The 12695-nt window shown below is 36.3% G+C and carries 16 protein-coding genes and 1 pseudogene; 8 read left to right on the top strand and 9 right to left on the bottom strand.

Going from position 1 to position 12695, the window contains the following annotated elements:
• The first annotated feature begins 120 nt into the window (after positions 1-120).
• Genes C8K15_RS06545 through C8K15_RS06555 form a run of 3 tightly spaced genes read left to right on the top strand, consistent with a single transcriptional unit; the run spans position 121 to position 2823 of the window.
• Complete coding sequence (locus tag C8K15_RS06545) at positions 121-1119, top strand: FecCD family ABC transporter permease (protein ID WP_108585619.1); 999 nt, start codon at positions 121-123, stop codon at positions 1117-1119.
• Positions 1120-1121: 2 nt separating this feature from the next.
• Positions 1122-2165 carry a FecCD family ABC transporter permease gene (locus C8K15_RS06550; protein ID WP_108585620.1) on the top strand — a complete coding sequence of 348 codons (1044 nt, stop codon included), beginning with the start codon at positions 1122-1124 and terminating at the stop codon, positions 2163-2165.
• The gene (locus C8K15_RS06555; protein WP_108585621.1) at positions 2158-2823 is read left to right on the top strand and encodes a (2Fe-2S)-binding protein; all 666 of its coding nucleotides are present in this window, start codon (positions 2158-2160) and stop codon (positions 2821-2823) included. The genes C8K15_RS06550 and C8K15_RS06555 overlap by 8 nt, the downstream gene beginning before the upstream one ends.
• A 114-nt stretch (positions 2824-2937) precedes the next feature.
• Here C8K15_RS06555 and C8K15_RS06560 read toward each other — a convergent pair whose 3' ends face one another.
• The 5 genes and pseudogenes from C8K15_RS06560 to C8K15_RS06570 form a co-directional block, all read right to left on the bottom strand.
• Positions 2938-3714, bottom strand: coding sequence for a LysM peptidoglycan-binding and 3D domain-containing protein (locus C8K15_RS06560; RefSeq protein ID WP_108585689.1), 777 nt, complete (start codon positions 3712-3714; stop codon positions 2938-2940).
• Between the two features lie 261 nt (positions 3715-3975).
• Positions 3976-4398, bottom strand: a complete 423-nt coding sequence (locus C8K15_RS20720; protein ID WP_233260398.1) for an STAS domain-containing protein — start codon at positions 4396-4398, stop codon at positions 3976-3978.
• A 51-nt stretch (positions 4399-4449) separates the two neighbouring features.
• A pseudogene (locus C8K15_RS21330) lies at positions 4450-4611 on the bottom strand (histidine kinase); the annotation flags it as partial.
• Positions 4581-4841: a hypothetical protein gene (locus tag C8K15_RS20725; RefSeq protein ID WP_233260399.1), complete on the bottom strand. Its 261-nt coding sequence runs from the start codon at positions 4839-4841 to the stop codon at positions 4581-4583. The gene C8K15_RS20725 and the pseudogene C8K15_RS21330, both read right to left, overlap by 31 nt.
• Positions 4842-4919: 78 nt before the next feature.
• A complete protein-coding gene (locus tag C8K15_RS06570; RefSeq protein ID WP_158268267.1) occupies positions 4920-5315 on the bottom strand; it encodes a DUF4181 domain-containing protein in 396 nt (131 codons plus the stop codon).
• Between the two features lie 153 nt (positions 5316-5468).
• Between C8K15_RS06570 and C8K15_RS06575 the strand changes: the two genes are divergently transcribed.
• Positions 5469-5906: an OsmC family protein gene (locus C8K15_RS06575; RefSeq protein ID WP_108585623.1), complete on the top strand. Its 438-nt coding sequence runs from the start codon at positions 5469-5471 to the stop codon at positions 5904-5906.
• 19 nt (positions 5907-5925) lie between these two features.
• Complete coding sequence (locus C8K15_RS06580) at positions 5926-6717, top strand: SDR family oxidoreductase (RefSeq protein WP_108585624.1); 792 nt, start codon at positions 5926-5928, stop codon at positions 6715-6717.
• A 153-nt stretch (positions 6718-6870) separates the two neighbouring features.
• Here C8K15_RS06580 and C8K15_RS06585 read toward each other — a convergent pair whose 3' ends face one another.
• From C8K15_RS06585 to C8K15_RS06600, 4 genes are all read right to left on the bottom strand, one after another.
• Positions 6871-7929 carry a two-component system sensor histidine kinase NtrB gene (locus C8K15_RS06585; RefSeq protein WP_108585625.1) on the bottom strand — a complete coding sequence of 353 codons (1059 nt, stop codon included), beginning with the start codon at positions 7927-7929 and terminating at the stop codon, positions 6871-6873.
• A 285-nt stretch (positions 7930-8214) separates the two neighbouring features.
• The gene (locus C8K15_RS06590; protein WP_108585626.1) at positions 8215-9291 is read right to left on the bottom strand and encodes an ATP-binding protein; all 1077 of its coding nucleotides are present in this window, start codon (positions 9289-9291) and stop codon (positions 8215-8217) included.
• Positions 9292-9626: 335 nt separating this feature from the next.
• Positions 9627-10130, bottom strand: a complete 504-nt coding sequence (locus C8K15_RS06595) for a GNAT family N-acetyltransferase (protein ID WP_108585627.1) — start codon at positions 10128-10130, stop codon at positions 9627-9629.
• A 148-nt stretch (positions 10131-10278) separates the two neighbouring features.
• Positions 10279-10797 (bottom strand): TraR/DksA C4-type zinc finger protein, encoded by a 519-nt coding sequence (locus tag C8K15_RS06600; RefSeq protein WP_108585628.1) that lies wholly within the window; start codon positions 10795-10797, stop codon positions 10279-10281.
• A 125-nt stretch (positions 10798-10922) separates the two neighbouring features.
• On the opposite strand from C8K15_RS06600, the gene C8K15_RS06605 reads away from it, so the two are divergent.
• The 3 genes from C8K15_RS06605 to C8K15_RS06615 are packed head-to-tail and all read left to right on the top strand — an operon-like array spanning position 10923 to position 12684.
• Positions 10923-12104 carry a YbfB/YjiJ family MFS transporter gene (locus tag C8K15_RS06605; RefSeq protein WP_108585629.1) on the top strand — a complete coding sequence of 394 codons (1182 nt, stop codon included), beginning with the start codon at positions 10923-10925 and terminating at the stop codon, positions 12102-12104.
• Entirely contained in the window at positions 12091-12462 is a 372-nt protein-coding gene (locus tag C8K15_RS06610; RefSeq protein WP_108585630.1) for a VOC family protein, read from the top strand. The genes C8K15_RS06605 and C8K15_RS06610 overlap by 14 nt, the downstream gene beginning before the upstream one ends.
• Before the next feature lie 15 nt (positions 12463-12477).
• The gene (locus tag C8K15_RS06615) at positions 12478-12684 is read left to right on the top strand and encodes a tautomerase family protein (RefSeq protein WP_108585631.1); all 207 of its coding nucleotides are present in this window, start codon (positions 12478-12480) and stop codon (positions 12682-12684) included.
• Positions 12685-12695 lie beyond the last annotated feature (11 nt).

A 12695-nucleotide genomic window follows, 5' to 3' on the forward strand; every position in this document is an offset into this window, starting at 1 on the left:
TTGTTTTCCCCTTTTTATCACTCAATTGAGAATGAATTTCATTTACAATTAGTACTTTATATGCTACGATTTTATTTGTCAACAAGCTTTATATAAAATAAATAATTCAGAGGTCTTATTATGTTACATACAAATACTACCCGCGGATGGGGAATTGCAATTGGCATTATTTCCATTCTTTTTCTTATGAGTGCTAGTTTGGTTTACGGCTATACCAATACAACCTGGCACGATGCATACTTAGCTTTTTTTCATCCAACTACTTCAAATGAACACCTTATTATTCGTGATGTTAGGTTCCCTCGTGCACTAATTGCATGCTTCGTAGGAGCATGTCTGGGTGTTTCCGGTGCCATTATGCAGTCCATCACTAGAAACCCACTTTCTTCACCTAGTATCCTCGGTGTAAATGCCGGAGCTAGTTTCTTTGTTGTTGTGGGCGTCGTTTTTTTATCTGTTCAAAGTTTACAATCTTATATGTGGCTTAGTTTTGCAGGAGCATCATTTGCTTTTTTACTTGTATTTATCTTAAGCAGTACTGGTCGCGAAGGACTAACACCACTTAAATTAACTTTGGCAGGTTCAGCTATTACTGCGTTATTTGCGTCGTTTACGCAAGGACTGCTTGTTTTAAATGAAACTGCCCTAGATCAAGTTTTATTCTGGTTAGCTGGTTCAGTAGCTAATCGACCTCTCGATTTACTGGTTACCGCTTTACCTTATATGATTGGGGCCCTTTTGCTTTCTTTCTTACGTGCTAAAGAACTTAATGTATTAAGTATTGGTGATGATGTGGCTGTTGGTCTAGGTCAAAGAACCGTATGGATTAAGTTTTTCTTCGGAGTTTGCGCAGTAGTTTTGGCAGGTTCTGCTGTAGCTGTTGCTGGACCTATCGGATTCGTCGGCATCATTATTCCCCATTTAATCCGTTCATTGGTAGGACTCGATCATCGCTGGATTCTACCTTATTCAGCAATAGGTGGTGCCGCACTCTTACTGCTTGCAGACATTGGCAGCCGCTATGTATTAATGCCTCAAGAATTACCTGTAGGCGTTATGACCGCTCTTATAGGGGTGCCTTTCTTTATTTTTGTGGCACGTAGAAAGTTGGGAATATAACAATGAAAATTTTCAATAGACTTGATTTTACACGCCATCCCTTTTATGCCACAGTCCTTGTTTTTCTTGCAGTTGTTACGGTCATGCTTTTGTCAGCTGGTTCTGGAGAATTTCCTTTATCTCCAGCTAAAGTAATCGCTGCATTATTTGGTTTCGGAGACGAATTTGACCGAACTATTTTAGTCGACTTTAGATTACCTCGTATCATAATGGCTCTCTTTGTTGGAATGGCACTAGCCGTATCAGGAGCAATATTACAAGGTATTACGAAAAATCCTCTTGCATCTCCTGACTTAATAGGTGTCACTGCTGGTGCATCATTTGCCGTTGTGTTGTTTTTAACATTATTCTCAGATGAAAATAATTCTCTGACTGTGAGCATTCAGTGGTTACCGTTGTTCGCTTTTGCAGGAGCTACAATTACGGCACTTATCGTCTTTTTATTGTCATGGAAAAATGGTATTGCTCCATTCCGACTTTTATTAATTGGTATCGCGGTTGCAGCATTTATGCACGCAGGTACGACCGTATGGATACTAATGGGACCTATTTATCAAGCAAGCCAAGCTACAATTTGGACGACAGGAAGCATCTATGGAGCGAATTGGTCTCAAATTTATATAATTATGCCATGGGTTCTTCTATTAATCGTGATTTCTCTCTTGATGCGTAGGCAAATGAACATTCTTGAACTTGGTGACGATATTGCAACGGGAGTTGGTTCTCGGGTTATACAAAATCGGGTTCTTCTACTTTTATTAAGTACTGGTTTAACCGGAGTGGCTGTTGCCTTTGCGGGAGGAATCGGATTTGTTGGATTGCTCGCACCTCATATTGCCAGAAGAATTGTAGGACCGAAGTTCCAATCAATGGTGTTATTTTCAGCAGGAATTGGCGCCCTTCTCGTACTTATTGCCGACTGGATTGCACGAGTTGCATTTGCTCCAGTTGAAGTCCCTGCAGGGGTATGGACTGCCGCTGTTGGAGCACCGTATTTCATTTTCTTATTAATGACAGAGCGGAAAAAAGGTGGTACCAATGCATAGTGTTTTGACGAAGGACATGGAGGCAAATTTCCGTTGGCATGTAGATCAACCAATTCTCCACACTTTAACAATAAAAGATTTATTTGAAGAAACCGTCCTTAACCAACATATAGCTAGATTAATGAGTGATTTTGGCAGTCCTACAAGAGCACATGCAGCTTCGATGACAGCCAAACGACTTGGATACGGTGCGGCTCTTACGATTTATGCTCGTATTAAACACGAAGTATTAATTAATCCCATTGATTGTAGGTTTATGACTGTTGCTGAAGAATCAACAAAGGCTAGTTGGTTACCTATTTATTCGTTTCCCGTCAAAACCGAAGGAGTTTATCAGAATACAGTTGACTGGATAACTAAAGATTTGTATACAAAATCACTTGTGCCTCTAGTTGAATTGCTTGCTCGAGAAAAAGGTATCTCCCGTGTTGTACTGTTTGAAAATATATTTACTTATATGAAGTGGATTTTCATAACTAAACTTCAAGATACCAGTACATTTCAACAGTTAATCAACACTCCTGCAAGTGAATTTGGTGTTAAAAAACAACATCCTTTAGCTATTTATCAGAGCGAACAAAATGATTTACGAAAAACATGTTGTCTTTCTTATCAAACAACTGGTGCTGTTAAGCCATGTTCAACATGTCCTCTATAAGAAAAAAAAAGATTGAGCCATCTGCTCAATCTTTTTTTACATACTTTTCTAGATTTCACACATACTAAGTACAATAAAAAAAGAGGAGCCGGTTGCTCCTCTTTTTACAATGCATTAATCTAAAATTTTAATTGTAACTGTTTTACGACCCCAGTTTAAAGCGTCTTGCTTATTTTCCATGAATAAATCTATAATTTTACCTTTAATGGCTCCGCCAGTATCTCCGGCGATTGCTTCACCATAACCTTCAACCCATACGCGTGATCCAAGTGGAATCACTGATGGATCAACTGCAATTACTTTTTGATTCGGATTTGAACGTAAGTCAATTCCTGTTGCCGTTGTACCTGAGCAACCTGGGCAATATGCGGTGTAAGCTGTTGCGGTAACTGTCATTTCTGTACCTTTATTTGAAGAAGGAGCTTTAGCTGCTACTGGAGCAGAAGCTGCTTTTTCAGCTGGTGCAGAGGTTGGTGCCGAAACAGGAGCAGTTGCTTTTTGAACCGTTTTATTGGTTGAAGTAGCACCACCTGTATCTTGCAATACAAATTTCTCACCTGGGAAAATTAAATCACTGGAAATATTGTTCCACTTCATTAAATCATTCACTGAAATGTTGTGTTTAGTTGCAATTTTATAAAGTGAATCACCTTTCACAACAACATATGTTGCTACTTTGTCTTCCACTTTAAGATCTTGAGATGGATATATAAGAGAAGAATCTAGGTCGTTCCAAGCATATAATTCATCAACACTAACATTATTATCTTGTGATATAGACCATAATGTGTCTCCTGATTCTACCGTATGAACGTTAGATGCAGATGCTTGACCTGCCACCCCTACTGATAGTACTGCAATTGCAGTTAGTGCAACGATCTTCTTTTTCATAATATGAATTTCCTCCTTTTCACTAACGACCATCATCATAACACCTGCAGATGTCAGACCTATTGCACAGTCGTGTGTAAGTGTTATCAATTACATTACAGAAGTCGACTATCTGTCACACATGTAATATATATATTAATAGCCAATTTACGATAATAATATACACTTCTTACTAAATTGATAGTGACACTTCGATAAATCATGAGAGAAGGAAAACAAAAAAACACCCTTCATATGTGAAAGGTGTTTCTACTACTTTCATTATTCACGTACTAACACAAAACCAATTACATGGAGTGCCCTCTCTAAGTTAGACTCTATGATGATGTCTTTTAAATCGGCATGTACTTGTAGAGCATTCATGGCCATATGAGGTTGGAAGCCTGTCAAAATCGGCTTAACTCCAATAACTTCTAATATCTTTACAAGTTTTAGAAGAGCTCCACTCACTGTAGCATTAATTTGAGTAACTCCAGATAAATCAACAATTAAATAGTCTAAATCGTAATCTTGACTCTTCGCTAAAGCAATCTGAATTATACTTTCTGCACGCTTAGCAGACACATCGCCGATAATCGGTAAAATTGCCACACCCTTCGTTATTGGTACCAATGGTGCAGTTAATGTATGAATATGTTGATTCGCTTTATCCAGTTCTAGTACATATGTAAGTATAGAAGACATCGTTTCAAATATTTCTATATGCTGGGGAGAAAACGTTATGTTTTTCGTATCTAACCCGCAAATCGTTCCGTAGTTATCACCATTTTCATAATAAATAGGAATACCAATGAACGATCCCCCTCCTAAATTTGCTGTTACTTGAAGAGATTGAGATTGTTCGAACTGATTTATATCTTCAATTACTAATATTTCTCGGCCAGGTCTACACTCAATTTACAAAATGTCTCTTTAAACGGTAATTCTTCACCTTCATTAACAAGAGCATTCTTTGTATTCACAGCTTTAACAATACGATTGGTATTCTTATCGTTCTTAGCAATGAATAACGTATTCATTTCGACGATTTTACTCATCAAGTGTAAAATACTTTCAGCTGCTTCATCGAAGTTTCGGAAGATTTTACCTTTCAAATCTAACATGCGTTCATTCATGTGTTTACACATCCCTTTACACCAATACTATGTAAACTTAGTGTACCACCTCTACTAACCAACCATAATTATGAGATAAACTAACAATTTTTAAAATCCTATCAATAAATCAAGCCAATTCGTAAATGCCGCTATTAGCACAAATATAACAATAATAAGAGAAGCATATAGATGAATAATATATTCACGCTGTTCCTTCTGATATATCCATTCGATTAAAGCTCGAAATAACTCAATAATCAAGAATAAGAAAGCAACGCCTAAGCCTATCCATCGTGTTTCTGATAATTCATTGGCGACAAAGAACATACTTGCTATATATGCAATGATTAATATAGTCTCTCCCCACATTTGAACCTTATTTACATAGCGAGGTCGATTCTTATCTCGTTTACCAATATTGAATTTTTTGCGTAACACCTTTTCACCCGCTACAAAAATCATTACTATAATCAGTATGAAAACGATCCCTTTAATAAAAAACATTTTTTCACATCCCCTTTTCATATCTGTTCTATAGAGTTTCTATATTAACTTTACTGAAAATCTTGCCAGAAAGTTTCAAATTCTGAATCTTCATTACAATATTATTTCGCATAATCAATTACACTAGAATATAGACATACAAGGAGGAGTTAGATGGCACTTCATTCTTTTCATTTAACCGCAAATTGGCCAGGCCTTCGTAATGATGTAGGAACTATTGAAACCGCAAACTTACATACTAAGATTTCAATCCCTCCGGAAATGGATGGACCTGGTATTGGAACGAATCCGGATGAAATGTTACTTGGCGCCGCCGCAACCTGTTATATTATTACGCTCGCAGCGATGCTAGAACGTAGCAAAATTAATAAGAACAGTTTAACGATGACGTCAGAAGGAATTGTTGATATTAGTAATGGCATTATCACCTACAAAAAAATCATTCATCGTCCTCACCTTATCTTACAATCGGAAAAGGATTTGGCATTAGCACAAAAACTAGCAAGAAAAGCAGAAAGCTCATGCATGATTAGCCGGGCGCTCAAAGGTAATGTTGAAATTGAATTAGCAGAGAATATTGAAGTTAATTAAGTTTATTAGGAGGGATTCAATGGATTTACATCTAACAGATAAAATCGTTTTAGTAACTGCATCAAGTAAAGGGCTAGGAAAAGCTACAGCTCTTGAGTTTGCAAAAGAAGGAGCTACCGTCCTTTTATCCAGTCGTACTGAAGAAACACTTGCTCTGACAGTTGAGGAAATTAAGGACCTGACAAATAACCCGAATGTCCATTATAAAACTTGTGACATGTCTTCTGCCCAAGAATTGAACGCTCTTTTTAAATGGGTAATTGAAGAGTTTGGTGGTGTGGATGTATTAATTAATAATACAGGAGGACCAACTGCAGGTGGATTTAAAGACTTAGCAGATGAAGACTGGATGACTGCTTTTGAGAAAAATTTACTAAGTTATATCCGGACGACTCGTTCTGTATTACCATACATGCAAGCAAACGATTTTGGTCGAATTATTAATATCTCTTCTTCTTCAACGAAAGAAGTAATTGATGGATTAATTCTTTCTAATACGTTTAGATCCGGAATGGTGGGACTGACGAAGAGCTTAGCACGCGAATATGGCAAGCATAATATCTTAGTGAATACGATTGGTCCTGGTCGTATAGCAACAGACCGTGTAGCCGAACTCGATCAATTGACAGCAGATCGACAAGGTATCTCTATTGAAGACGTCATAAAAACTAACAAGAATCTTATTCCAATTGGACGCTATGGGGAACCAGAAGAGTTTGCCAAAGCAGTCGTATTTTTGGCTTCTCCTGCAAATACGTATATGACTGGGCAATCACTAATCATTGATGGCGGTATGTTAAAGGCCCTATAACTTTTCTGCACTAGTCTTTCAAAGATTAGTGCTTTTTTTATCGCTGTTGTAAGGTGTTATTCCGTAAATCAAAAAATGCCCTTTTCATGCAATCTGAATGGGCATTCTTACTTATCCAGTTTGGTAAAAGAATACTACATAACTACCATCAGGCTACAGCGGTAATCGAACAATAAAAGTTGTCCCAATTCCGAGCTCACTTTGAACTTGTATCGTTCCACCATACTCATGTATGGTCGAAAATACTTGAGCGAGACCTAGACCCGTACCTTCACCTTTACTTGAATAGAAAGGAGTGCCTAAAAAACATATTTTATCTTTTGGAATTCCAACACCATTATCCATAATCTTCACGTAAATACAGTCACCCTGAAAATAATGTTCGATTCTAATCTTCCCTTTTTCAGGCATAGCTTCTAGTGCATTCTTTATTAAATTAAAAAATGCTTTTAAAAATAAATTTTTCTTCCCGATTATCATTTGATCTGAATTACGTAAATCCATTTCAATTTCAGTGTTATACATCTTATCCTGAAATAAAAAGATAAGGGATGTCAGTTCTTTGCACAAGTCAATTTTAGTTATTGGCTCTGAGTACAAATTTGGTTTTGAAACCTGTAACAAATTTTGGAGTGTATCAATCGCCTTTTCGAGTTCTGATTCCATTGCTTGTAAATACGGATGAGGATTAGTCTCTTTTATTAGTTGTAAAAATCCCTTTACAGAAGTCAATGGGTTCTTGACTTCATGTGCGATCCCAACTGCCATTTGTCCAATAGACGCTAATTTTTCTCGTTCAATTAACTGTTTTTCAGCATCTTTACGTTTGGTAATATCTCTTAGGCCCGTTTGAATGACTTTTCGGCCCCCAAACTCAACAGGATGACAATAAAATTCCACATCCACAAATGTCCCATCCAATCGTGTAATTGTTTGTTCGATCACCTCAATTGGACCTGTAGCTAACATTGCTTTTTGAATGCGTTCAACTATTATTGATTTAAACTCGTCTTGAATAATACTTAATAGATTTGCACCAATGATGTCTTTTTTTGATCCTTTTAGAAAATTCGAACCCGCTTGATTAATATATAAAATTTTATGATCCACATGAATAAAAACCGTCTCAACAGAGTATTCCAATATCTGACTATACATCTTTTGATTTTGAAGCATGTCTTTGGATTGAACTGACTCTATCATTTGATTCATAATTTGGCTCCTTTCAATACGAAGTAAGATTTTACATAAAGAAAAAACCGCTCTAGCATTAGAACGGCCGTTGGACTGGTATTAACGTGAATCTGTCCCTACACGAAGGAAACAGATTTGTATTATGTCCAAACTAAGTGAACGGCCTCTTTTTATCAATAAATTACTTCTTCATCAGGAATAGCAAATACTGATATGCTTCCACAAAATGAAGTTTACGATTTATCTATTCTTCGAGTTTATCCACACTTTTTGTAAATTTACAAATATACCAAAACTTGCTTCCTACATACCACCAGGATTTTGAGGTAATTTCAAATGGAAGGTTGTACCTTGATTCACTACACTGTTAACAGCAATTTGTCCGTTATGATTATTAATAGTGGTGAAAACTTGAGTTAAGCCTAATCCAGTTCCATCAGTTTTACTTGAAAAAAACGGAGTTCCAAGTAAATTCATTTTCTCTTTAGGAATACCAACTCCCGTATCGCTAATTTTCACATGAACATAGTCATCTTGAAAATAATGTTCAATCCGTAGTGTCCCTTTGAACGGCATTGCTTCAATAGCATTTTTCATTAAATTAAAAAACGCTTTTAAATATAAATTCTTTTTCCCAAAGATATGTTTATCACAGTCTCGAACATCCATTTTTATTTCTATGTTGTATAACTTTTCCTGAAATAATAACATGAGAGAGTTCAGTTCTTTACATAGATCAATTTGAATAATTGGTTCTTCATGAAGATTTGGTTTAGATACTTGAAGCAAGTTTTGCAATGTATCAATTGCTTTTTCTAATTCATTTTCCATTGTAAATAAATAAGGATGTGAATTGCTCTCCTTTAATAATTGCAAAAATCCTTTTACTGAAGTAAGTGGGTTTTTCACTTCATGTGCAATCCCTGCAGCAATTTGTCCGATAGATGCTAACTTTTGACGATCTTGTAACATTTTTTCTGTTTCTTTCCGAACCGTAATATCTCGCAAAACGGATTGAATGGCTTTTTTATTCCCATATTGAACAGGGTGACAATATAGTTCGATATCTACCTGACTGCCGTCGAACCGTATAATGCTTTGTTCAATTAATTGAGTTGCTCCTTTTTTTCCATCCATTCCTTGTTTAATTCGTTCACGAATCATGGCTTTCTCTTCCACATTAAAAATAGATAAAACGTCCCCGCCTATTATTTCGTCTTTTTTCCCCTTTAAAAAGTCTGCGCCTGCTTGGTTAATATAGAGAATCTTGTGATCTAAATGAATGATAATCGTTTCAACAGAATATTCAATTATTTGTCTATACATAGCTTCACTATTAACAATTTCTTTTGATTCCATAGATTCTAACACTTGATTCATAAATCCGCTCCATTCTATCGAACTGGACAAACATGTGAAGGATCTCAAAAAATCGTATAAAACCGATTATTATCGCAATTAAATAATTGACTAATCCGAATTTTCTTGTAATTATCATTGTAACTGATTAACTCTAGATTGAAAACATATTTTTACCATTTTTAGAATGATTTCTGATGAATTTTTGCTTTTTAAATTGGTAATATTAATAATAAATAGACTTTTTAATAATATTATATCATTATCAAGGTATTTATAACTATGTAACAGGCTTATTGTATTGGGTTAAAAGTAATATTTATATAAAAGAATTAGCTACTAAAATATATTTGAAGTTAATTTAAAGATATCCAAAATCTTCTCTTCATTAGTCCTTCTTCCGTAATAAATAAATCCACTTCTATACCCCCGTTATTTAGAATGACTTTAGCAGAACCGATATTATCCTCGTTACATGTAATTAAAACTTGTTTTATATTGAGCTCTTTGCATATGATAAGAGCTTCTTTTAATAAATAACTTGTATAACCTTTTTTACGTTCAGACGGTCTGATACTATATCCAATATGGCCGCCTATCGTTCTTAAATACTCATTGAGTTCGTGACGAATATCAATCATACCCACTATTTGATTAAAATTATTTACTAGAAAGTAATGAGAACTTGGTACCCATTGACCTTTACCTTGTACCCGCATGTCTAATGCCTTTAAATACTCTTCATAACTACGAAATCCAGATAAATCCATGCTACTCGGGACCATTCTCTCAAGACCCCACTCCTCCGTATAATTCTCATGTTGTTCTTTCCACTCAAGTGATGGCTCTACTAGTCTCATGTAGAATTCCTCCCAAATTACTCGTTCCTTATCATTAGTAGTTATTTAGATTATAAGGTAAAAAATTTACCATTCACATTAAATTTGTGGGATTTAAAAATTAAATTCAAAAAAAGGAGACTCCCATGGAATCTCCTTTTGCATTTTCTTATTTTTTATAAAAGTTTTTTTGATTCCCTTTAGTTGCATCTTGGGGAGAGTCAGATGAACCAAAATCCTCTACTTCCTCAAAACTATTATTGTAATCCCGAACTCCTCCTTCATTCTTTAGTGGATGATCAGTAGTAGAGCCAAGTAGTGCTTCTTCAGAGGGTCTACTTTCCGAGTCCACATCAGGATTGGCGTGGTCAATACATGTTTGTGCAAAAGGCAAAGCTTCTAATCGTTCAAACGGAATATCTTCTCCGCAAACTGTACAAACACCGTAAGTTCCATTTTCCATCGCTTGTAAGGCATCTTCTATTTGTTCTACTTCTTCTTCTTTATGATTTTCAATGGCCATTTCTGTATTTTGATCCGTTAAATCGGTAGCATTATCAGCAGGATGGTTATCATAATTAGATAACTCAGTAGTTTCCAAATGGCTTTCATCATGAAGACGGCTCTTTACATCTTTTAATTCTTGAGTTAGTTGGTCTTTTAATTGTAATAATTGTTTCTCATTCATTTGTTGTTCCTCCAATGTTCTTTTCGCTTTCTTATCTATTACCTTTATCACGAAAATCAAACCTTAATTTCAAATTTCGAGTCAAAGGCGTATGATGAAGAAAGAGAATTGAAGGGGGTACCGCCTTGTTAAGAAATCCATATACTCTCGTCATCGGTGGCGTTTTCGCGCTTTTTATCGCCATGAGTATTGGGCGTTTTGCTTACACGCCTATCTTACCTTTTATGCAGCAAGAAGCAGGATTTACAACCCGCTTTGCCGGTTTCTTAGCCTCTAGTAATTATGCAGGTTATTTGGTCGGTGCCATTATCGCAAGTATTGTCCCTTTAAAAAGGAAGCGTGCTATATATTTACGCTTTAGTATAATCATTAGTATTTTATTAACGTTATTGATGGGTCTTACATATAGTCATACTTCATGGATGCTTTGGCGGTTTTTGTCTGGTATTACCAGTGCATTCGTTTTCGTCTTAGCTTCGAGTTTAATTCTTGATCAACTGGCAAAGCAACGAAAACTTGGTTGGGTTGGGGTTATGTATGGTGGGGTTGGTCTTGGGATTTTCATATCCGGATTGCTTGTTCCGTTATTAATAGAGCACTTTCACTATGAAGGTGCTTGGATTGGCCTTGCTTGCTTGGCAGGATTATTAAGTATCATCGTATTTCTCACTGTTAAAGAAGATAATACAGCACTTCCCATAACACCATCACCAAAACATATACAGCCGACCAAGACTCCCAAATGGTTTCCCTGGTTACTGGCATCATATGGACTAGAGGGGTTAGGTTATATCGTCACAGGAACATTCATAGTAGCAATCGCTGAACAAACACCTGCTTTTAGCGGAAATGCCACGAGTGTTTGGGTATTAGTAGGGTTAACAGCCATCCCTTCATGTGTCATTTGGGCATATTTCGGTAGTAAATACGGCTATATGTTGTCATTAATGATTTTATTAGTGATTCAAGCAGTTGGCATAGCCTTACCAGCCATATCTCCTTCTTCTGTAAGTTTTTATGTAAGTGCTATTTTGTTTGGAGCTACCTTTATGGGGGTTACCACACTTGCAACAGCTTATGCACGTAACAAAAATCCACATGGAAGTGCACAGGTCATCGCAATTATGACTACCATTTATGCTCTAGGGCAAATGATTGGGCCCTCGCTTGCAGGAGTTTTAACAGCAGAGACAGAAAGTTATACATGGGCACTTCTAGGCGCAGCTCTTCTTGTATTTATCGGTGCTCTATTTTTATTCCCATTAGTTAATCAAGAGAGGGTGGAAATCACCAATGATGTTAATTAAACGAATTGATCATATTCAACTAGCTGCACCAATTGGTAGTGAAGACGAAGCTCGTTCATTTTTTCAAGGTGTCCTTTCTTTGGACGAAGTTGAAAAACCACATGAACTAAAGAAAAATGGTGGTGTATGGTTTTCAAATGGACATATTCATATTCATGTAGGAATTGAAGAACCCTTCCTTCCTGCTAAAAAAGCACATCCAGCTTTCGAAGTGTCCGATATCGATGCACTTTCCTCCCATATAATTGAAAAAGGCGTATCAATTCAAGAGGACCATAGATTACCGGGAGCTAAACGTTTTTATGTGAACGATCCCTTTGGTAACCGATTGGAATTTCTTGAGTGGTTGGAGAAATAACGAGGAGTGATTGAAATGCCATATGTGAATATTAAAATCACAAATGAAAATGTGACGCCTGAGAAAAAAGCGGAAATTATTCATGGCGTCACGCAGTTGCTCGTAGATGTATTAAATAAAAATCCCGAAACAACCGTAGTCGTAATAGATGAAGTCGAAACTGACAACTGGGGGATCGGTGGTCAATCGGTTACTGCACGTCGTCAAGCAAATAACAAATGAAAAGTTGAACA

The sequence above is a fragment of the Paenisporosarcina sp. OV554 genome (assembly GCF_003058165.1).
In the GTDB taxonomy this organism is placed as follows: domain Bacteria; phylum Bacillota; class Bacilli; order Bacillales_A; family Planococcaceae; genus Paenisporosarcina.